Below are 20,438 nucleotides of genomic sequence, written 5' to 3' on the forward strand. Positions count from 1 at the left end.
CGGCGCGCAAATGGCGCCGGTCGTTTAGCAGTTACAAATTGGAACGTTCTATGCCGGGAGGTGGATGTTGAACGCTTTGCGAATTTTAGCGTCCAGTGCGGGATCAAACCGCGCGGCGGACCGTGTTGCCAGAATTTCCTCTTTCCGGGAGATCGCCTTTTGGATCAGATCGGGTTTGCCAATCTCGGCCCATTCTTTAGGAGAAGTCCTGTCGCCGATGGCGGGGTAGACGTAATCCACCTGCATGCGTGCGAGGGTTTGATCAGTCCCCAGATAGTGCCCGGGTCCACCGATGCAGACATCGCGGATCTGATCAAGTGCCATGGTTTCATCGTTCACTTCGATTCCCCGGATACAGCGCATAGCATGACCAATGAGGTCGTCACCAATGATCAGAGATTCAAGGCAGAAACCCAACAACGACGCGTGCATACCTGCGGCTTCATACACCATGTTCAGGCCAGACAGCCCTGTCATGACGTTTGAACACATCATCTCATATCCTGCTTGCATGTCCGGCAGTTTGGCATCGGCAATGCCGCCCACAGCGCCGCCGGGCAGGCCGTAGAACTGATGCATCTGAGCGCAGGCCGAGCTGAGCAGGGCCTGTTCGGCAGATGCACCTGTCATTGCGCCAGAGCGCAAGTCCAGACCGAAAGGCCAAGTGCCAAAGATTGCCGGGTGTCCGGGTTTGACGGCATTAACGTAGACCAAACCGCCCAAAACTTCTGCAGTGGCTTGCACAACGGCACCAGCGATGGTCGACGGAGTTGTTGCGCCTGCCATGCCCGCAGACAGCAAAAGCACTGGCATGCCACCACGAATGCATTCTTCCATGACTTCGCAGGATTCAGTGGCAAACTTCATCGGAGGAACGACAAAGCAGTTGGAGTTGACGACGAAAGGACGTTCGCGCCATTGATCCTCTCCACCTGCAATCATGTGCAGCATCTCCAGCGCGCCTTTGACGTAGCTGGGGTCGGTGAAAGATGTGCCAACATTCTTGGTTGTGCCAGACACACAGCCATAGACCGTGTTCATGTCCATTTCAAAATTGTCTTCGATATCGCGGCAAACCATCGGTCGCTGAACAAAATGGATGTTGTCCAATACGTCTGCGATACGAGACGCATCATGCAGATCTTGCAACGTACTGTGGCGGTATTCTTTGCCCTCGACGTCGACAAGGCTCACCGCGGCGCCGGCGGTGCCATAGTGTACTTTGGTTCCAGATAGATCGAGGTCTTTTTTGCCGTCACGGCTGAACAACGTGATTTTCTTGTTGGACTTGGCAATCGCGTCTTCGACCACAGCACGGGGGAAACGAATACGTCCGTCATCACCCAGAACGGCACCTGCTCCGGTTAGGTATTTGATACCGCTTTCTGGTGCGTCGGCAAGGCCGATGGTTTCCAGTGCTTCAAGGGCTGCGTTGTGGATTTTTTCGATTTGGGCTTGGGTCAGCGCTTTGTAACGGCCGCCTTCCATGCCGGGACGAATAGGGCGCAGCTCATCAGAGAGCGGAGCGGCACGGCTAGCGCGACGGGCGGAACGTCCGCCGGAACGGCGAGGTGAGGGTGCATTCATGTGTGGTGTCCTATGGGAAATGGTGTCTTTAAAGGGTTGAAAAACTCAAACCCAAGACGGCCTTCCCCGAGCGGCACGCCCACGTGCGGCGCCGATCGTATAGATCACAAGTGCAATTTTGCAGCTCGGTTTCATATCCAATCTCTCCCTGCGTGATGAGAACGAATGCAACGTTTCGGCACGTGGATCTATTCAGTTAACGACCTTTGTCGCAAACAGACAATGAAAAACTGAATTTTATTTTCATATGGAGGAATTGGAGCTGAAAAATACCTGTTTGATACAGAAGCATTTGAAACTTGATTAATCCGTTTCGATAGGATCCCCCATCAGATATCGCGGACCTTTGCCACGTTTAGCGGCGCGGTCGCGTGGATTGTAGAGCCCGCAACTTTGCAAGGACAGGCAACCACACCCGATACAGCCATCCAGCCGGGCGCGTAGCGATTGCATCTGTTCAATCCGCTCGTCGAGGATTTTGCCGAATTTTTTCGAAATACGATTCCAATCGCCTTTGTTGGGAGTGCGGTGGTCGGGCAGTGTGGCCAATGCCTCGCGGATCTCAGCAATGGAGAAGCCCAACCCTTGTGAAATCATCACAAACGACAACCGCCGAATGTCAGCCCTGGCATAACGGCGGTGCCCAGATTCGTTGCGATCTGGCGTGACCAATCCTTCGTCTTCGTAGTAGCGGATGGCCGATGTGGGCAGGCCGGTGCGCTCAGAAACAAAGCCGATACTTAATCCTCTAGTTTCTAACCTATTGGTTATCATGAAAATTATCCATATTGATTTAAAGTATACTTTAGAAATTACAATGAATTTAAAGAGGAATCAAACTGAAAGGGATTGATATGAAACTTGAGCATCTGAACGTCACAGTCACCGCCCCGCAGGAAATCGCTGCGATTTTATGTAATCTCTTCGATTGGCATATCCGTTGGGAAGGGACTGCCAAGGACAATGGATATACCGTGCACGTCGGGGACGAGGACAGTTATCTTGCGCTGTATAAGCCCGGGAAATTCCTGACCCCGATGGGCAATACATATGAGCAGATTGCTGGCCTCAATCATGTTGGCGTGGTGGTGGATGATATCAAAGCAGTAGAGCGCAAAGTTGAAGCTGCCGGTTATGCGCCACATAGCCACGGGGATTATGAGCCGGGGCTGCGGTTCTATTTCAACGGGCCTGACGGGATTGAATTTGAGGTAGTCAGCTACAGCGAATGAGGGCCTTAACAATGAAAACCGCGAAGTGTGGTATCATTTTGAATACGGAAAATTACTCTGAATGCGTTCGTTTCTACCGAGATAGCCTTGGATTGCCGGTGTCGTTTGAAAAAGAGGACCCCGGAGGGCAGCTCACATGTTTTGAGTTCACGGGTGCGTATTTAATGGTTGAAACGGGTGGCGACGCGGTATCAGGGTGCAAGCCGATAACGAGATGTCCGACAAAGCTCCGGTTTAATGTGTTTGATATTGAGGCTGCTGTAGCACAATTAGAGTCAACTGGTGTTACGGTTGATGTCAGGTTTCATTCGTGGGGGACGACTGCGGAATTTTGTGATCCAGATGGCAATCGATGTGCACTTCGCTCAGTGACCGATTTTGCGACTTAAGAGATATAGCAGAAAGTAGGTCGGAGACGGCTTGACCAATTCGGGGCGGCCTCATATGGTCGCCCCATGAAGACTGCAACCATCATTATTTGCTGCATTATTACCTGCTGAGAGCACTCTGCGGGTCGTCTTCTATTCCATCCTTGAATGTAAGTTGATAAGCCCGCTGCGGGAACACTGCGCGCCACGAGGGACTTATGACCGAGATTAAGCTGCACAATAACAAGACACGTCGCAAAGAGGTGTTCACACCTTTGAATGATAAGAACGTGCGGATGTATGTCTGTGGGCCGACGGTTTATGATCGGGCGCATTTGGGCAACGCGCGCCCTGTGGTGGTGTTTGACGTGCTCTACCGCTTGCTACGCCATGTCTACGGCGCAGAGCAAGTGACTTATGCGCGTAATTTCACGGATGTTGAGGATAAGATCAACGTTCGCGCCGCTGAAACAGGGCGTAAAATCAGCGACATCACTAACGAGACAATCCAATGGTTTCTGGATGATATGGGTGCGCTTGGCGCGATGGAGCCCAACCTGATGCCGCGCGCCACCGAATACATCCCGCAAATGGTGGCGATGATCGAAGGGTTGATCGAAAAGGGTCATGCCTATGCCGCCGAAGGGCATGTGCTGTTTGCTGTCGATAGCTACAAAGCTTATGGCGCATTATCAGGCCGGTCTGTCGATGACATGATCGCCGGGGCACGAGTTGAGGTGGCACCCTACAAGAAAAATCCGATGGATTTTGTGTTGTGGAAACCCTCGGACGAGACCCAACCCGGCTGGGAAAGCCCGTGGAGTTGGGGGCGTCCGGGTTGGCATATCGAATGCTCGGCCATGGCGGATGATCTGCTAGGGGCTAACTTTGATATCCACGGTGGCGGCAATGACCTGCAATTCCCGCACCACGAAAACGAGATTGCCCAAAGCTGCTGCGCCAATCCGGGGTCTGACTTTGCCAAGGTTTGGATGCACAACGAGATGCTACAGGTCGAAGGTAAGAAGATGTCCAAGTCACTGGGCAATTTCTTTACTGTCCGCGACCTGTTGGATCAGGGCATCCCGGGTGAGGTGATCCGCTTTGTGTTTCTGTCGACGCATTATCGCAAACCGATGGACTGGACGTCGGAGAAGGCGCGGGAGGCGGAGAAAATACTACGACGTTGGTCGGAGTTTGATGGGCCTATTGGCGGAGATGAAAACGAAAATGGAGCTCCTGATTCTGAAGTGATTGCGGCATTATGTAATGATCTGAATACACATGCTGCCATTTCACGGATGCACAAACTTTTTGATGAGAGCAAGAAAAGTGCAAATTCAAAGGCGGTGTTTAAAGCTACATTGAACTTATTGGGTTTCGAAAATCTTGTTTCATCGACATTCAAAGAGCTTGTCACAACAGCGACGATTGAACAGCAATTACAAACATCGGCACCAGATGTTTATAAAATGCTTGAAGATTGTTTTCAAAAGTGGGTTTCCGCTATTAACGAAAAGAACTTTTCAATTGCAGATCAATTGCGTGACCAACTTCATCAGGCTGGCGTCGTTACACGAACCACAAAAGATAAAACTACAGGTGAAAGGGTCTTCGAGTATGACCTTGACCCTGATGTATTTGATGCTTCCAAATTGGAGGCGTTGAAATGATTTCCTCACAACATCCAGCCCGGGCTTACCCCGGGCAGCGCCCGACCCTCCCCATGGGAGGGCGCTTTTGCAAGGTTTCGGCTTTCACTTACCATGGGTTTTGTTGCGCTGACGTGGCGATGAACACTGTCACGAACGCCCACCCAGGGTCGGGCGCTACCCTCTGTTGCGAGATGTGCACATGACCAAAGAACGCCTCTATCTCTATGACACAACCCTGCGCGACGGCCAGCAAACGCAGGGTGTGCAGTTCTCGACCGTTGAAAAGCAGACCATCGCACAGACGCTGGATGAGCTGGGCATTGACTATATCGAAGGCGGCTGGCCCGGGGCCAACCCGACCGACAGCGCATTCTTTGACGCAGCCCCCAAAACACGCGCTATGATGACTGCTTTCGGTATGACGAAACGCGCGGGCATGAGTGCTGAAAACGATGATGTTCTGGCTGCAGTGATGAATGCGGGCACAAGTGCGGTTTGTCTGGTGGGTAAAACCCATGAGTTTCATGTTTCCACCGCTTTGGGCATCACGCTCGAGGAAAACCGTGAGAACATTACCAAATCCATCGCTCATATCGTGAACAACGGGCGCGAAGCTCTGTTCGATGCAGAGCATTTCTTTGACGGCTACAAATCCAATCCTGAATATGCGCTGAGCTGCCTGAAAGCCGCGCTCGAAGCTGGTGCACGTTGGGTGGTGTTGTGCGACACCAATGGTGGCACGCTGCCTTATGACATTTACCGCATCACATCTGCGGTCGTTGCTGCAGGCATTCCTGGTGATCAATTAGGTATTCACACCCATAACGATACTGAAAATGCTGTGGCTTGTAGTCTGGCCGCCGTTGATGCCGGTGCGCGACAGGTGCAGGGCACGCTGAATGGTTTGGGCGAGCGTTGCGGCAATGCCAATCTGATCGCGATTATCCCGACGCTTTTACTGAAAGAACCCTATGCCAGCACCTTGGATACGGGCGTTAGCAAGGAGACCTTGCAAACCCTGACCAAGGCCAGTCGTCAGCTGGATGAGATTCTTAACCGGGTGCCTACCAAACAGGCGGCTTATGTAGGGGCCTCGGCCTTTGCCCATAAGGCGGGATTGCATGCCTCGGCTATTTTGAAAGACCCTACCACTTACGAACATATCCCACCGGAAACCATTGGAAACGAACGAATTATTCCAATGTCCAATCAAGCCGGCTTGTCAAATTTGCGCCGCCGTTTGGCCGAGGCTGGACTTGAGGTGGAGCGCGATAACCCGGCGCTGCCACGCATTCTGGCGGAGATCAAAGACCGTGAGGATCATGGTTATACCTATGACAGTGCGCAGGCGAGCTTTGAGCTGCTGGCGCGGCGGGAACTGGGCCTTTTACCCGAGTATTTCGAAGTCAAACGCTACAAGGTGACCGTAGAGCGGCGCAAAAACAAATACGACAAGATGGTCTCGCTGTCCGAGGCGGTTGTGGTGGTTAAAGTGGGTGGTGAAAAGAAATTGTCCGTGAGCGAATCCATGGATGGACATGGCTCAGATCGCGGGCCGGTGAACGCTTTAGCCAAGGCGCTGGCCAAGGATCTGGGGCCTTATCAGGATGCCATTGATGACATGCGTCTGGTCGATTTCAAAGTACGCATTACGCAAGGCGGAACCGAGGCGGTCACCCGCGTCATCATCGATAGTGAGGATGGTAAGGGGCGGCGCTGGTCGACCGTGGGCGTCAGTGCGAACATAGTGGATGCCTCGTTCGAGGCGCTTTTGGATGCGATCAACTGGAAGCTCTTGCGTGATGCATGAAGATATCGTGGCCTGTGCTGCCATTGTGGAAAAGGGCGACCCCGATCGTTTCAAAGCCACTATGGCCGCGCCGGTTGCGCTGCGCGAAATACTGTTTCCGCTATATGCCTTTAACGTCGAAGTGGCCCGCGCACCGTGGTTGACCGAAGAGCCGATGATTGCTGAGATGCGCCTGCAATGGTGGCGTGACGCGTTGGAGGAAATCCGTACAGGCGGCGGTCCGGTACGCCGACATGAAGTGGCCACGCCATTGGCGACGATCATCGACGCTTACGGGGCAGGGCTGTTGGATGATCTGATCGCTCAACGGCGTTGGGATATCTATAAAGAACCCTTTGAAAACGATGAACATCTTCGCTTGTACCTGAGGGTGACTGCAGGAAACCTGCTGGCCGTTGCGTTGCGGGCTGTGTCCTCTCCCAATGATGAACTTGCGCGTCAGGCTGGCTATGCCCATGGGCTGGCAAACTGGCTCCGTGCGGTTCCGGCGTTAGAGGCCTCAGGTCGTATTCCCCTTGTTGATGGGCGCGCTGATGCTGTTCGTGAATTGGCCGAGGGTGGGTTGCGGTCTTTGACCACGGCACGACAGGGTATTGCGGCTGTGCCCCAAGAAGCCCGTCCGGTGTTTTTGGCGCTTTGGCAAGCGCAGGCTATCTTGAAGGCCGCAGTGAAAAACCCGGAAAAGGTGGCTATTGGGCAATTGGAAACCTCTCCAATGCGGCAGAAGTTGGGGCTGATGAGATCCACTGTCTTCGGATTGTAATCGCGCTACATCAAATATTGAGCCTGTGGATAACTGTCACATTCCCTTAATAGGGTTTCGTTAAACTGGGTATGAACCTTCCATATGTGGGGGTTGTCAGATGGTGGACACGATATATAGTGGGCAGTAACAATGGATCGGTCATGGGCGGGTCGCCCCGCACAGGAACTAGAATTACAGTCAACCGGGCAGGAGTGATTGGAAGGTATGGCAGAGGATTTTAGAACAGACTTTGTAAGAGAGCCATCAATGTTAAAGCACCACCCGGCATTGGTGTTGAATGCAGATTACCGGCCCTTGTCATATTACCCCTTATCGTTGTGGTCGTGGCAGGACGCGATCAAAGCGGCTTATCTGGACCGGGTTGATATCGTTGCCGAATACGATGAAACGGTCAGAAGCCCCAGTACAGTGATACGCATCCCCAGTGTGATTGTCCTGAAAGATTATGTTAAACCTCAAAAGCGCGTGGCCTTCACGCGCTTTAATCTTTTTTTAAGGGATGAATTTCAGTGTCAGTACTGCGGCACGCATGGGGATTTGACCTTTGATCATGTGGTGCCCCGTGCCGCAGGGGGGATCACCAGTTGGGAAAACGTGGTTGCCGCATGCAGCCCGTGCAACCTGCGCAAAGGCTCAAAAAGCTTGCGGCAGGCGCATATGTCCTTGCGTAAACCGCCACGCGAGCCGGGGGCGGAACAACTGCGCAATACCGGGCGCAAATTCCCACCCAACCACCTGCATGAAAGCTGGCTAGACTTCCTTTATTGGGATGCCGAGTTGGAGGCCTGATTTATGTACAGGTGGTACAGGTTGTACGCGGGTTTGGTACGCAAATCATCTTGGTGTTTGCGTCAGCTCTGTATCCGTCTGTTTTATGGTGGGTATTGCTTTCTTGCGTCAGCATAACACCCTCCAATGTGATAATTGTTAGGAAATGATCTATACTCAGAACGATCTAGAAAAAGGAGAACATACATGCTGTATCCGCTTGCATCTCTTGAAGCCGATAAACTGAACGCGATTCAACAGCTGGAAAACGACCTTGGCCGCCCTGTGGTGGCTTTAGCCAGTGTTGAGGCCCAGACTGCTGAGCTGCCAAAAGACCAACTCAAACAGCTGCAGGATTTGGAAGCCGAACTTGATGTTGTTCTAGTCGCAGTCCAACCGAACTAGCCGTATCACAATTTTGGCCTTCCTTTGGGAAGCCTAGGTGGGAACTTGCAAACGCTCGCGGTGTCCGCAGTGCGGACGAAGCCGCCATCCATGGCAGCTACCAAAAAGTCCGGTTCGAGAGCAAAGCAACTTGGAATATAAGGCGTATATACCTAAAGTTCCTTTGACATAAGCAATTGGAATGAACCCATGCCATCTCTAGAGCTTCTGGTCGCATTTATGATTGCGACAAGCATCTTTGCCTACATGCCAGGCCCATCCACACTCTATGCAGCTGCCCAAACCATCGCGAAGGGACGCCGCGCGGGATGGTTCGCTGCATTGGGAATTCACCTGGGGGGATATGTTCATGTCATCGCGGCAGCGGTCGGCCTTGCGTTCTTGTTTGAGGCCGTTCCGACCATGTATTTAGCATTGAAGCTCGCAGGTGCGACCTATCTGATCTGGCTTGGTATTACGATGTTTCGGGCAAAACAGGATACAGATGGTTCTGTGGACGCCGTATCTCAGAAAAGCGCAAAGCGCGCGTTTTGGGAAAGTGTATCTGTTGAAGTTCTAAACCCCAAAACCGCTATTTTCTACGTGGCATTCCTGCCTCAGTTTGCAGACCCGTCTGCGTCATTTCCAATCTGGGTACAGCTTTTGATCCTAGGAACGATTGTCAATTTCATGTTTTCCAGCGCGGACGCTTTGTGCGTTGTTCTCGCGGATAAGGTCGCTGCGTACTTCAAATCTTCGGGTGGGGCAAATCGATTGGCACAAAGAATAGGTGGCAGCATCTTGGTTGGACTGGGCGCAAAGCTCGCGTTGGACAAATGAAGATAGCGGCCATTCACTGCTGAGTGCCGCACTGGTAACTCTGGGCTCCAAGCTGCCGTTGGGCTAAATAAACGCCCAGAGTTAGGGATCAAATCAGCAGCAAAGTTGCGGCTGCACTAGCGCAGGTTGCGAGGGTGAAGAGGACTGAGCGTTTCAGACGGATCAGAAGGATTGCCGCCAAAACCATCAAGCCCACGGCAGCAAAGTTGAGGCTGCTTAGAACAGGGACAGACGCGGACATGATCCCCCAGTCAGTGACTTGCACGCGGGTAAACAGCACGTGCAGCGCGAACCAGATCGATAGATTTAGGATCACGCCCACAACGGCAGCTGAGATGGCAGAGAGAGCGGCGCGAAGCTTGGGCTTTGAGGTCAGCCAGTCGATGTAGGGCGCACCAGCGAAGACCCATAGGAAACAGGGTGCAAACGTAGCCCAAAGAGTGACGAGCGCCGCCGAGATCCCTAACCAAAGGTTCATACCACCCTCGGCGCGTGCGCCAGCTAAAAAACCAACGAATTCAGTGACCAAGATAAGTGGCCCGGGTGTGGTTTCAGCCAGCCCCAGCCCATCAACCATTTCCGTGGCTGACAGCCAATTGTGAGTCTCGACCGCTTCTTGCGCCATATATGCCAACACCGCATATGCCCCGCCAAAGGTTACAGTGGCCAATTTGGAGAAAAACGCGCCTATGTCGCCAAGCACGTCATAACCGGTCACTAGGGGTATAAACAGCAGCGGCAAGATCCAGATGGCCAACCAGATCACAATGGTGGTTGCAGTTTTCTGCCATGCCACCGGATTTGTACTGTTTGACAAACCCGCGCCGGGACGGGCGGTGAAATAACCGTAAAGCGCTGCCGAAAAGATCACGAATGGAAAGGGCAGTGCAAAAAAGAACAAAGACACAAAAGAGAGCCCGGCGATCACCCTATGCGCTGTGCCGGTCAGACCTTTGCGTGCGACCCTGAGCAGTGCCTCGAACACGATGACAAGAACGGCGGCTTTGATGCCAAGAAACACCGTTTCCAGCGTGGGCGTGCTGCCATATAGCGCATAGAGCGCGGCAAAGCCCATGACGACAAAAGCACCGGGCAGAACAAACAACAATCCGGCAATCAGGCCACCACGCACACCGTGCAAACGCCAGCCAGTATAGGTTGCCAATTGCATCGCCTCGGGGCCGGGCAAGAGCATGCAAAACGAGAGTGCATTGAGGTATTGTTGCTCTGATAGCCATTGTTTTTCATCAACGATCAGGCGGTGCATCAATGCAATCTGCGCGGCGGGCCCACCAAAGGACAGCAGGCCGATACGCCACCAGATGGGCAGGGTGTCTTTTAAGGTCGGGTGTGACATGATGTTCCCGTATTTTACCGGGACTGGGGCCAGTCGTGGCCTTCGTCCATGGCATCGCGTGCCCAACGATAGAGCGCATCATAGAGCAGCATACCGGCATCCAGTTGGGCGATGTCATCGCGGAACATGCGTGACAGACCTGTGGAAAAGGCCAACAGGCCCGCAGACTGCGGTGAAAGGTCATGGTTGTTGGTGTCCGCGCCTCTAATGACTGTGGCCATTTGTGTGAGTGCATCGGATTTCAGGTCAAAGTCTTGCAGGAGCGTATCGAAGGTGCAGTTTTCGCCGCGATGGCTGAATTGTACTTCTGCAACATCGTAGGGCGTGGCATTGAATTTTTCCGCCACAAGCAGGACATCCTGAGGCGGAACAAAGAGAAATTCGGCCTCTGCATCGATGAACCGACGGATCAGCCAAGGGCAGGCGATACGGTCAATTTTGGGCCGGTGACGGGTGACCCAGCGAGTGGCGCGGCTGGCGTTACGAGGCAGAGAGATCAGACCGTCGATCATCGGCAGGCCTGCGTCACGCCAGGCGAATTGGCCACCTTCGAGAACTTCGGCCTGGTGCCCGGTCTGGCGCAAGAGAGCGGCGACGCCATGGGAGATTTTGCGGCCCCTCTGACAATAAATCACGGCTTTGCTTGCGCCCCGATGATCAAGCTGATGCTGCAATGATGTTAGATCAGTATGCGCGCAGCGGATAGCACCGGGGATGAGTTGGGGATCTAGTTCAAAGTCCTCATCGATGCGAACGTCAAATAGGGTGGGGGCATTGGGGGTGCCTATCAGACGATTGAGTTGGTTAGGGGAGATTTCGTTAAGTGCAGGCATTTACCACTTCCTTTGCTAAGGCCGCCATATTACGCGCGACCTTTAACGTTGATTTTGGAAGCGAAAATTGAGCCTGAGCTTCACGGGGCAATCGCGGACCCCATGGCTGTTGGATAGCAAGATAGAGGTTGTATGTCCAACGTTTCGATTAATGATGCAATGAATTTGGTCTTGAATAGCCATCAGTACAGAGCCGAGTGCCATGGAACGTTGACACGGGCCGTTGATACTTATGGGTTTAGCGGTTTTTGGAAATCCGTACTCTCAGCTCTAACTGGGCGTAGATGGTCATAGATGAGGTGGAAGATGTAGGTGTACGCGGTGTACGTTAAGGTTAGTCCAAGATTAAATTTCAGCGCGTCCAATAGGCTATGGCCGCCGACATGGATCAGGATCGGACAGGTGAGAGCGATGGCGCAGACCTCGTGCAGAGTGGCGTGCAGCATGCGTAAAGGACCGGGGCGCTCACTGGCTACTCTGCCAGAGGACAAAGCGTCAAAATAGTCAAACAGAGTGTTGAACAACGGTGACCACACCAGAATTGTGATGGATATCAAGGTGATTAACGTAAAGCTTTCACTCATATCAGTCCCGGCAACAAAGGCGTAAAGCGGGCTGACAAAGCCGATGCCTATAAGCTCGAAACTGGACGTCTGAATGACACGTTCGCGGATGGATCTTAGGTGCATTGCTGGCCTCTTATGTCTGAAAGACGAACCGCAACAAATATAAATCGTAAAAAATGGGTTTCGGAATTGATGCGAAATTAATGTGTTGTGAGGCTGCAGTCTGTGCTTTTTGACACAGTGATTAACCATTTGTTAAACGGATGGCTGTATCATGCGCCGCTGCCTTCTTGCGGACAATGGCGTAGCATAGGAGAACTAATGGACTTGGAATTTTCACACAGGTGAATGACCCAGAAACACGAGGTTCCCAAACACAAAAAAGGCGCCGCTGCGATGCAAGGCGCCTTTTAACTTGATAATATTACCTGCTATCAGCCTTCGGTTTTTGGCTTGGGCGCTGACGATTTTGCACTTAGTGGGTCATCCTGGCGCTGAACCGAACCCTCGAAATGGGCGCCGGATTCAATGGCGATTGTTTTGTGGATGATGTCGCCTTCGACACGTGCGGTCGAGGTCAGGCGCACTTTCAAGCCGCGTACACGGCCAACGATGCGGCCGTTGATGACAACGTCATCTGCTATGACTTCGCCTTTGATTGTTGCACTTTCACCAACGGTCAGAAGGTGCGCGCGGATATCGCCCTCAATTGTGCCTTCGACCTGAATGTCACCAGTTGTTTTGATGTTGCCAGTAATATGCAGATCGGTCGACAGAATAGATGCCGGAGGTTTGGCCTTTGGTGCCGCAGCTTTGAATTCGGGCTTAGAGGCCTCGGCAGGTGCAGCATCAGCTTTGCGCTCGGGCATTGCGGATTTTGCAGCATCGGTTTTTGGGGCGGGGTCGTTGATTTTGCTCTTAGAAAACATCTTTTGCAGCCTTGATATAGATCATCGGATTGACGGCCTTACCGCCGACGCGAACTTCGTAGTGTAAATGGGTGCCGGTTGAACGTCCAGTATTGCCCATAGCAGAAATTTTCTGCCCGCGCGAGACCCGTTGACCCTTTTTGACATAGATCTTGGAATTGTGCGCATAGCGGGTTTCAATGCCGAACTCATGCTGGATCTTGACCAGACGGCCATAACCGGATTGCCAACCGGCTTGAGTTACAACGCCATCAGCCGTTGCATAAATAGGTGTGCCGTGTGGGGCAGCAAAGTCCGAACCACTGTGCATCCGTCCCCACCGCATGCCATAGCCCGAGGTATAGCGGAAAGCGCCTTTGACCGGCAGGGCGAAGGGGGCTTTTTGGGCGGCGATTCGATAGAGATTCAGGCGGTCCATCTGATTAAGAATGCGATTGGCGCGCAGGGCGTCCTCAGAAGGCTCGTCGCTTTGCCCATGCGAAGAGAACGACAATGGCATCATTGGGCCGCCATGTCCGGAATAACCGCGACGCACGGTTTTGAGCATGTTGTCGGTATTCATGCCCGCGGCGGAGAACATTTTGTCCAGTGGCTCGACTGACACGGTCATCGCTTCTTCCAGCTGGCGGAAGATCTGATCGTTTCGATCCTTCATCAGTTGGATTTCTGTCGCCATCTCATCGGCTTCGATCAGGGCGGATTGTGCATTTTCAGTGATTTGATCGCGCTCATAGGCTGTGTCTTGCAGGGCAGCGGTCAAAAAAGCGACCTCTTGGTTTTCACCCTGGGTGTCGTTCGGCTGACCTGGCGCTGTTTCTGCGCTGTTGAGGGCAACAGTCAGTTGTGCTGCCTCATCGCGCGCAGTGTCGCGCTCATTCATCGCGCGACGCAGGGTGCCCTGAATGATTTCGATTCCGGTTTCCAACTCATGTCGGCGGGTTTCCGAAGTCAGAAGTTCGGTCTGCATCGTCGAAATCTGTTCCAGTGCAGAGTTGAAACGTTGTTGTGCCGCGATGGCCTCTTCGGCACGGGAGTCGCGCTCTTGTGCTAATGCGTTCAGGCGTTGTTCATAGGTAAGCTGATCTCGTTTTGCCTGTTCACGGAAGTTACCCGAACCGATTGAATCCATCAATAAAATTGCAGTGGCAACGATGGCCCAAGCGACGATGGCCGAGGTTCCGGCAAAGGCAATCAGTTGCGACGCAGGGCGCAAACGAATGAATCGCGTGTCGTTGTCTGATTTAAGAAAAACCCGACGTTCGGGGAAGTTACGCTCAAGCAGAGCATTTAGTCTAATGGCAAGTCTAGTGCGCAAGTGTTCAGTCCCAGTTACCTATCCCAATGGGTAGACGCATATTTTTATTGTTAAGTTGCGTTCCCGAATGTCCATACAAAGCTGTTTGCCTTTGGGCAAGATGTTTGGCAGTGGCCTGCCGAAACACCGCCAAAAACCCCATGTGAATGGCGAAAGTTCGCCGACTTTGAGGTGAATATTCGGCTTACTGACTTTTTTGCTGGGCCAGCGGCCAATAAAAATCGGGTGGTAGCCCGGCCTCGGCACGCTTTTCTTCGTTGAAGGGGGGCTTCAATGCTCCGTGAAAGTACTTTCGAACCAAGGCATGGAACGCATCTTTCGGGTCCATCTCATTTCGGCCGCACAGAAAGTGAAACCATTTTGACCCGTAAGCCACATGTCCGACTTCTTCGGCATAAATTACTTTGAGGGCCTCTACTGTCTGAGTGTCTTTGGCGGCTTCGAAAATCTCGACCATGGCCGGGGTGACATCAAGGCCCCGGGCCTCAAGCACCATGGGAACAACGGCCAGCCGCCCCATGAAGTCATCGATAGTGTCTTCAGCTGCGCGCCACATACCAGCATGAGCGGCAAGGGCACCATAGTGGCTTCCGTGCGCTTCAAGGCAGTCGCATAGAAGGTTGAAATGTTTGGATTCCTCATCGGCAGCCTTGACCCAATCGTCATAATAACCCATCGGCATCGGCGTTTCCGAAAACCGGGCGATGATATCCCAATGCAGGTCAACGGCGTTAAGCTCAATATGTGCGACGGAATGCAGAATAGCGATGCGACCTCTCGGTGACCCCGGCTTGCGGCGGGGAACGTCACGTGGGTCAAGTAACTCTGGTTTTTCCGGTCGGGCTGGGCGCAATGGCGGCTTTGAGTCGCCAATGGCGATGTCTTTGCCAGTTTCGCGTGCGGCAAACCATCTGCGGGCGTGCGCCCGTGAAAGAGCGGTTTTTGTACGGCCATCTGCGGTGGTCAATACCTCGACGGCCATCGCTGTGAGTGTTGTTTCGGTCACGTTTGAAACTTCACAGATCTTTGACAGCGGCAAGGACATCCTCGGCGTGGCCTGCGACTTTGACCTTAGGCCAGATCCGGGTAACTTTGCCGTCGCCATCGATCAAAACCGTTGTGCGTACAATGCCGAAGAATTTTTTGCCATACATACTTTTTTCTTTCCAGACACCGTAGCGTTCACAAACATCGCCTTCGGCGTCCGACAACAGCGGAATGCCGAGCGCATGTTTGTCGCGAAATTTGTCATGTTTGGTGACAATGTCCTTGGAAATACCAAACACTTTGACGCCAAGAGATTCGAATTCAGCGTTCAACCCGGTAAAGGCAATAGCTTCTTTGGTGCAGCCCGATGTGTCGTCGCGTGGGTAGAAAAACAGCACAACCGGCGCCGGGCGCAACAAAGAAAGGGTCACTTCGCCTTCGCCATCGCGAGGCAGAGTAAAGTCGGGGGCGTCATCGGTCGGGTTAAGCATGGTGATTCCTCATGGCGAAATTGTTGGTTTTATATTAGGCCGCGTCAGGCAAAGATAAAGCAGATCGCAGGAAGGCAGATTTGGGCACTGAATTGACCAAAGGCACAAAGCGCAAAAAACGCAGTATTGGCTTGCGGGTCGGGATCTGGACGGTCTCGGTTCTTTGCCTGTGCCTGGCGACGATTTTGCTTGCCCTCATTGCAGTGATGGGAATGCGCATTGACGCACCGGATTGGGTTGAGAGGCAGGTCATTGAGCGGCTCAACCGCGATACAGCAGGGTTTTCAATTGCGATAGATAATATTGCCGTCGTGCTGGAGGAGGGTTGGGTGCCCCGCCTGCAATTGCGAGGTGTGGCTTTGGCTGATGACGATGGGCGGTCTTTGGCCCGGTTGTCTGATGTTCAGACAACTGTGGCGCTAAGTTCGTTGTTACGAGGGCAGGTGAAATCACGGTCAATTTCTATTCTCGGGGCGCAGGTACTGTTGCGCCGCAATAAGAATGGTCAGATTGGCCTGACGGTGGGGGGGGCTGCACCCGCTGTGCAAGAAGCGCCAAACATGGCGGCCTTGATTGAGCAAGCGCATCAGGTGTTGGAAAATCCGCATTTCGATGCGTTGCGGCAGGTTGATCTGCGCGATTTGAATGTTCGGTTCCAAGACGCAAGAGTCGATAAGGACTGGTCGGTTGATGGTGCGATAATGTCGCTGAAACGGGATGGGCGCGACCTACAAATCAGTGGGAATTTTGCCCTTTTGGGAGCACGTGATTATGTCTCGACACTGTCTGCACGATATGGCGGCACCATTGGTGAAGCATCTGCACGCTTTGGCGTAAGCTTTGAGGATATATCTGCCCGCGATATCGCGGGCCAATCCCCGGCAATGAGTTGGCTAGAGGCTGTTGATGCGCCGATCTCTGGATCAGTGCGTGGGGAAATCGATGCTGACGGCGCATTGTCGGGCCTGAATGCAACATTGCAGATGGCGGAAGGCGTTGTGAAGCCGAATGCGGCGGCGCATCCGATCGCGTTCTCCGCATTACGCAGCTATTTTCGCTACGATCCATCGCAGGAAAAGATTACCTTTGATGAACTGTTTGTAGATAGCAAATGGGGGCAGCTATCGGCTTCTGGCAAAGCGCATTTGGTGGGTATGGATCAAGGCTGGCCCAATGCGATTTTAGGGCAGATCGAAATTCAGCAATTGAATGCCAACCCTGCGGGTCTTTATCCTGAGCCGATCAATCTTGAGGGGGCACACGCTGATCTGCGGTTAAGCTTGGATCCGTTTGTTGTTACCGTAGGTGAACTTTCAATTCTGGATCAAGACCGCCGGATGATTGTGGCGGCTGAGGCTGCTGCGCAAGATAAAGGTTGGGTGGTGTCTGTCGATGCGCATCTCGACAAAATTAGTTCCGACCGCCTACTTCAGCTTTGGCCTGAAGATTTCAAGTGGAAGCCGCGCAGCTGGATCGCCGAAAACGTGATCGATGGTCTACTGACCAATGCTCAGTTTTCTATGCGGATAGAACCAGATGAGGCACCGGATTTATACCTTGGGTTTGAGTTCGAAGAGATGTCGACGCAGTTCGTCAAGGGGTTACCGCCGATCGAAGGTGGCACCGGGCGCGCTTCGATTGTGGGGCGGCGCTTTGTGATCAGCGCTGATGAAGGGTATGTGACACCCCCGCAAGGCGGACGTGTCGACATTGCTGGGACCAGCTTCATCATTCCTGACACCGACGTCAAAAGCGGCCCGGCTCAAGTGATGTTACGCACCAACAGCACGATTACAGCAGCTTTGGCATTGTTGAACGAAAAGCCGTTTGAGTTTTTGGATAAGGCAGGTCGTCCAGTGGTATTGGCTGATGGTCGGGCTGAGGTGCAGGGGCACATCAACCTGCTGCTCAAAAAACGTTTGCTGCTGGAAGATGTGTCGTTTGATCTGTTGGGGAAACTAACTCAGATCACAAGTGACAAGCTGATCCCTGAAAAGGTCCTGACAGCGCAGGAACTGAGGGTGCATGCCGTGGCTGACCGTTTGGAAATTTCAGGGAATGGCCGTATAGGGCAGGTGCCGTTTGAGGCCATCTGGGGCGCTGATCTGGGTGCCAACGGAACACCGGGAAGCCGGGTTGAAGGCTGGGTAGAACTATCAGCGCGGTTTTTGGATGAATTCCGTATCGGTTTGCCGCCTGGTAGTATGAGCGGCTCAGCCCGTGCGCCGATAACGCTTGATCTGCCAAAGGATGGCCCCGGATCATTCAAGTTGAGTTCTGATTTGGTTGGGCTCGGTCTGCGATTGCAGGATTTGGATTGGACACATGCTGCACAAGACAAGGGCAGGCTTGAGGTCAGTGGGCGATTAGCTGAACCGGTCGTGGTTGATCAGATCATTCTGAACGCACAAGGGCTTGAAGCGAGAGGCAATGTCAGTTTGAAACCGGATGGCGGGTTAGATCGGGCGTCGTTTACCTCTGTAAAAGCGGGAAACTGGCTAGATGCGCCGGTTGAATTGGTTGGGCGCGGGCAAGGCCTACCTCCGGCGGTGCGGGTTTTGGGCGGTGTGTTTGATGTTCGGCATGCCTCGGTTTTGAAGGGACCGCAGGATGCAGGAGGCTCTGCGAGCTCGTCGCGTGACCGTGGGCCTGTCACGATGGTGCTGGACCAGCTCAAGATCACTGATGGTATCACATTGACGAATTTCAAAGCCGATCTCGACCTAGCAAATGGGGCGTCGGGCACGTTTACGGGCCGGGTCAATCAAGGTGGCGCGATCAGTGGCCGGATCGTTCCGCAAAACGGTGGAAGTGCCTTTGTTATCCGCTCAAAGGATGCGGGCGCGGTTCTGGCGTCGGCCGGGCTGTTGAAAAATGCCCGGGATGGCATAATGGAGCTGCGACTGGTGCCTGCGGATGAACCCGGAGAGTTCGACGGTCATATATTGGCACAAAGTATGCGTTTGACGGATGCACCGGCCATGGCGGCCCTGCTCAACGCGGTTAGTATTGTCGGGCTGGTCGAGCAGATGGGTGGCGATGGCATTCACTTTCGCACGGTCGAGGGGCGCTTTCACTTGGCACCCGACCGGGTGACCGTCTATTCGGGCGCGGCAACCGGTGCCTCGATGGGGATATCGGTGGATGGCTATTACGACACGAACAGTGGGCAGATGGATATGCAGGGGGTGATTTCGCCCATATTTGCGTTGAATGCTTTGGGCGGGGCCTATTCACGTAAGGGTGAGGGGCTGTTTGGCTTCAATTTCACCCTGACGGGAACGGCTGAGGATCCTGATGTTTATGTGAACCCGTTGACCGCCCTTGCGCCGGGTTTGTTCCGAGAATTGTTCCGACGCCCTGCGCCAACGAAAGATGAAACAACTGCTGAAGCTGGAAATGAAGCCGAGGCCCAGCAAGATCCAGCCCCCAATAAAGCCCAAACAGAACGTGAGCGCGACCGATGAAAACCAGTGATTTTGATTTTGATTTGCCGGATGAGCTGATCGCTGTACGCCCGGCGCGTCCGCGTCGGGCGGCGCGGCTGTTGGTGGCTCAAGGAGCGCAGATCACCGATAGCGCGGTAGATCAGCTTGGGGAATGGTTGCGACCGGGCGATAGGTTGGTTTTGAACAACACCAAGGTGATCCCTGCGCGTTTGCAGGGCGTGCGGGCTCGCGAAAGTGCGCAAGGTCTGACCGAGGCGCGTATGGAGGTCACACTGCTCAGCCCCGAGACCGATGGCACCTGGCGGGCGATGATCAAACCGCTGAAGAAGATCTGCGAAGGCGAGATCATAGAATTCGATGCCGGGCTTGAGGCGGAATTGATCGGTAAAGCAGACGGGCAGGGCATCTTGCGGTTCAATCTGACGGGGGATGGCTTTGATGCCGCTCTGGCCGGGATCGGGTCTATGCCTTTGCCACCTTATATTGCTGCCAAACGTGCCGCCGATGCGCAGGACCATGAGGATTACCAAACCGTGTTTGCGCGCACCCCCGGTGCCGTTGCGGCGCCGACCGCATCCCTGCACTTTGACGAAGCCTTGCTGGCAGAGTTGGCCGAAAATGGGGTGGAATTCACCCATGTCACTTTGCACGTTGGTGCGGGAACGTTTCTGCCGGTCAAGGTTGACGATGTGACCACACACAAAATGCACGCGGAATGGGGGCATGTGAGCGAGCAGGCAGCAAATGAAATTCGTCAAACCAAAGCCAACGGCGGCCGGATTATACCGGTGGGAACAACTGCTTTGCGCCTAATTGAAAGCGCTGCGCGTGGTGGTGAAATCGCGCCTTGGCAGGGCGAGACTGATATTTTCATCTATCCGGGATTCGAATTTCATGTCACCGATGCATTGATGACCAATTTCCACCTGCCACGGTCAACGTTGATGATGTTGGTGTCGGCTCTGATCGGCTCTGAGGAAATACGGCAGATCTACGCCCATGCCATAGCAGAAAAGTACCGTTTTTTCTCCTATGGTGACTCTTCGTTATTGATCCCGTCCTGAAAGGGTGCGACCGGGGCGCAGACGGCGATAACTGAGT

At 53.5% G+C, this 20,438-nt stretch carries 19 protein-coding genes; 10 read left to right on the plus strand and 9 right to left on the minus strand.

The window, feature by feature from the left end:
• Nucleotides 1-48: 48 nt before the first annotated feature.
• Entirely contained in the window at nucleotides 49-1,587 is a 1,539-nt protein-coding gene (locus D9A02_RS10805; RefSeq protein ID WP_120500976.1) for a trimethylamine methyltransferase family protein, read from the minus strand.
• Between the two features lie 303 nt (nucleotides 1,588-1,890).
• Nucleotides 1,891-2,361 (minus strand): redox-sensitive transcriptional activator SoxR, encoded by a 471-nt coding sequence (soxR, locus tag D9A02_RS10810; RefSeq protein WP_120500977.1) that lies wholly within the window; start codon nucleotides 2,359-2,361, stop codon nucleotides 1,891-1,893.
• 74 nt (nucleotides 2,362-2,435) lie between these two features.
• Here soxR and D9A02_RS10815 point away from each other — a divergent pair, with 74 nt between their 5' ends.
• The 8 genes from D9A02_RS10815 (at nucleotide 2,436) to D9A02_RS10850 (ending at nucleotide 9,410) form a co-directional block, all read left to right on the plus strand.
• On the plus strand, nucleotides 2,436-2,819 hold the full coding sequence (locus D9A02_RS10815; protein ID WP_120500978.1) for a VOC family protein: 384 nt from the start codon (nucleotides 2,436-2,438) through the stop codon (nucleotides 2,817-2,819).
• 11 nt (nucleotides 2,820-2,830) lie between these two features.
• Complete coding sequence (locus D9A02_RS10820; protein WP_120502487.1) at nucleotides 2,831-3,208, plus strand: VOC family protein; 378 nt, start codon at nucleotides 2,831-2,833, stop codon at nucleotides 3,206-3,208.
• 197 nt (nucleotides 3,209-3,405) lie between these two features.
• Nucleotides 3,406-4,860: a cysteine--tRNA ligase gene (gene cysS / locus D9A02_RS10825; protein WP_120500979.1), complete on the plus strand. Its 1,455-nt coding sequence runs from the start codon at nucleotides 3,406-3,408 to the stop codon at nucleotides 4,858-4,860.
• Between the two features lie 181 nt (nucleotides 4,861-5,041).
• Nucleotides 5,042-6,652, plus strand: a complete 1,611-nt coding sequence (gene cimA, locus D9A02_RS10830; RefSeq protein ID WP_120500980.1) for a citramalate synthase — start codon at nucleotides 5,042-5,044, stop codon at nucleotides 6,650-6,652.
• A complete protein-coding gene (locus tag D9A02_RS10835; protein WP_120500981.1) occupies nucleotides 6,645-7,415 on the plus strand; it encodes a squalene/phytoene synthase family protein in 771 nt (256 codons plus the stop codon). The genes cimA and D9A02_RS10835 overlap by 8 nt, the downstream gene beginning before the upstream one ends.
• 207 nt (nucleotides 7,416-7,622) lie before the next feature.
• Nucleotides 7,623-8,207 carry an HNH endonuclease gene (locus D9A02_RS10840; RefSeq protein ID WP_120500982.1) on the plus strand — a complete coding sequence of 195 codons (585 nt, stop codon included), beginning with the start codon at nucleotides 7,623-7,625 and terminating at the stop codon, nucleotides 8,205-8,207.
• Nucleotides 8,208-8,393: 186 nt separating this feature from the next.
• A complete protein-coding gene (locus D9A02_RS10845; protein ID WP_120500983.1) occupies nucleotides 8,394-8,591 on the plus strand; it encodes a hypothetical protein in 198 nt (65 codons plus the stop codon).
• A gap of 189 nt (nucleotides 8,592-8,780) precedes the next feature.
• Complete coding sequence (locus D9A02_RS10850; protein ID WP_120500984.1) at nucleotides 8,781-9,410, plus strand: LysE family translocator; 630 nt, start codon at nucleotides 8,781-8,783, stop codon at nucleotides 9,408-9,410.
• 88 nt (nucleotides 9,411-9,498) lie between these two features.
• Here the strand turns inward: D9A02_RS10850 and chrA are convergent, their stop codons facing one another.
• The 7 genes from chrA to D9A02_RS10885 form a co-directional block, all read right to left on the minus strand.
• On the minus strand, nucleotides 9,499-10,767 hold the full coding sequence (gene chrA, locus D9A02_RS10855) for a chromate efflux transporter (RefSeq protein ID WP_120500985.1): 1,269 nt from the start codon (nucleotides 10,765-10,767) through the stop codon (nucleotides 9,499-9,501).
• Between the two features lie 14 nt (nucleotides 10,768-10,781).
• Nucleotides 10,782-11,600 (minus strand): sulfurtransferase/chromate resistance protein, encoded by an 819-nt coding sequence (locus D9A02_RS10860; protein WP_120500986.1) that lies wholly within the window; start codon nucleotides 11,598-11,600, stop codon nucleotides 10,782-10,784.
• Nucleotides 11,601-11,830: 230 nt separating this feature from the next.
• Complete coding sequence (locus D9A02_RS10865; RefSeq protein ID WP_162933036.1) at nucleotides 11,831-12,289, minus strand: PACE efflux transporter; 459 nt, start codon at nucleotides 12,287-12,289, stop codon at nucleotides 11,831-11,833.
• Nucleotides 12,290-12,600: 311 nt separating this feature from the next.
• Nucleotides 12,601-13,095 carry a polymer-forming cytoskeletal protein gene (locus D9A02_RS10870; protein ID WP_120500988.1) on the minus strand — a complete coding sequence of 165 codons (495 nt, stop codon included), beginning with the start codon at nucleotides 13,093-13,095 and terminating at the stop codon, nucleotides 12,601-12,603.
• Entirely contained in the window at nucleotides 13,085-14,410 is a 1,326-nt protein-coding gene (locus D9A02_RS10875; RefSeq protein WP_120500989.1) for a M23 family metallopeptidase, read from the minus strand. Before D9A02_RS10875 ends, D9A02_RS10870 begins: the two co-directional genes overlap by 11 nt.
• Nucleotides 14,411-14,594: 184 nt before the next feature.
• On the minus strand, nucleotides 14,595-15,392 hold the full coding sequence (locus D9A02_RS10880; RefSeq protein ID WP_120502488.1) for a ferritin-like domain-containing protein: 798 nt from the start codon (nucleotides 15,390-15,392) through the stop codon (nucleotides 14,595-14,597).
• Between the two features lie 34 nt (nucleotides 15,393-15,426).
• Nucleotides 15,427-15,888 carry a peroxiredoxin gene (locus D9A02_RS10885; protein WP_120500990.1) on the minus strand — a complete coding sequence of 154 codons (462 nt, stop codon included), beginning with the start codon at nucleotides 15,886-15,888 and terminating at the stop codon, nucleotides 15,427-15,429.
• A gap of 80 nt (nucleotides 15,889-15,968) precedes the next feature.
• Here D9A02_RS10885 and D9A02_RS10890 point away from each other — a divergent pair, with 80 nt between their 5' ends.
• Nucleotides 15,969-19,355 carry an AsmA-like C-terminal region-containing protein gene (locus D9A02_RS10890; protein WP_120500991.1) on the plus strand — a complete coding sequence of 1,129 codons (3,387 nt, stop codon included), beginning with the start codon at nucleotides 15,969-15,971 and terminating at the stop codon, nucleotides 19,353-19,355.
• Nucleotides 19,352-20,401, plus strand: a complete 1,050-nt coding sequence (gene queA, locus D9A02_RS10895; RefSeq protein ID WP_120500992.1) for a tRNA preQ1(34) S-adenosylmethionine ribosyltransferase-isomerase QueA — start codon at nucleotides 19,352-19,354, stop codon at nucleotides 20,399-20,401. The genes D9A02_RS10890 and queA overlap by 4 nt, the downstream gene beginning before the upstream one ends.
• Nucleotides 20,402-20,438: the final 37 nt, after the last annotated feature.

It is taken from the genome of Roseovarius sp. EL26, assembly GCF_900327775.1.
Lineage (GTDB): Bacteria > Pseudomonadota > Alphaproteobacteria > Rhodobacterales > Rhodobacteraceae > Roseovarius.

Excerpts from the sequence above, each read along its gene's own strand:
- cimA (WP_120500980.1), top strand. The coding sequence starts at position 5,042 with ATGACCAAAGAACGCCTCTATCTCTATGACACAACCCTGCGCGACGGC.
- queA (WP_120500992.1), top strand. The coding sequence starts at position 19,352 with ATGAAAACCAGTGATTTTGATTTTGATTTGCCGGATGAGCTGATCGCT.
- D9A02_RS10805 (WP_120500976.1), bottom strand. The coding sequence starts at position 1,587 with ATGAATGCACCCTCACCTCGCCGTTCCGGCGGACGTTCCGCCCGTCGC.
- chrA (WP_120500985.1), bottom strand. The coding sequence starts at position 10,767 with ATGTCACACCCGACCTTAAAAGACACCCTGCCCATCTGGTGGCGTATC.
- D9A02_RS10840 (WP_120500982.1), top strand. The coding sequence starts at position 7,623 with ATGGCAGAGGATTTTAGAACAGACTTTGTAAGAGAGCCATCAATGTTA.
- D9A02_RS10860 (WP_120500986.1), bottom strand. The coding sequence starts at position 11,600 with ATGCCTGCACTTAACGAAATCTCCCCTAACCAACTCAATCGTCTGATA.
- D9A02_RS10835 (WP_120500981.1), top strand. The coding sequence starts at position 6,645 with ATGCATGAAGATATCGTGGCCTGTGCTGCCATTGTGGAAAAGGGCGAC.
- D9A02_RS10845 (WP_120500983.1), top strand. The coding sequence starts at position 8,394 with ATGCTGTATCCGCTTGCATCTCTTGAAGCCGATAAACTGAACGCGATT.
- D9A02_RS10865 (WP_162933036.1), bottom strand. The coding sequence starts at position 12,289 with ATGCACCTAAGATCCATCCGCGAACGTGTCATTCAGACGTCCAGTTTC.
- soxR (WP_120500977.1), bottom strand. The coding sequence starts at position 2,361 with ATGATAACCAATAGGTTAGAAACTAGAGGATTAAGTATCGGCTTTGTT.
- D9A02_RS10870 (WP_120500988.1), bottom strand. The coding sequence starts at position 13,095 with ATGTTTTCTAAGAGCAAAATCAACGACCCCGCCCCAAAAACCGATGCT.
- D9A02_RS10880 (WP_120502488.1), bottom strand. The coding sequence starts at position 15,392 with ATGGCCGTCGAGGTATTGACCACCGCAGATGGCCGTACAAAAACCGCT.
- cysS (WP_120500979.1), top strand. The coding sequence starts at position 3,406 with ATGACCGAGATTAAGCTGCACAATAACAAGACACGTCGCAAAGAGGTG.
- D9A02_RS10850 (WP_120500984.1), top strand. The coding sequence starts at position 8,781 with ATGCCATCTCTAGAGCTTCTGGTCGCATTTATGATTGCGACAAGCATC.
- D9A02_RS10820 (WP_120502487.1), top strand. The coding sequence starts at position 2,831 with ATGAAAACCGCGAAGTGTGGTATCATTTTGAATACGGAAAATTACTCT.
- D9A02_RS10885 (WP_120500990.1), bottom strand. The coding sequence starts at position 15,888 with ATGCTTAACCCGACCGATGACGCCCCCGACTTTACTCTGCCTCGCGAT.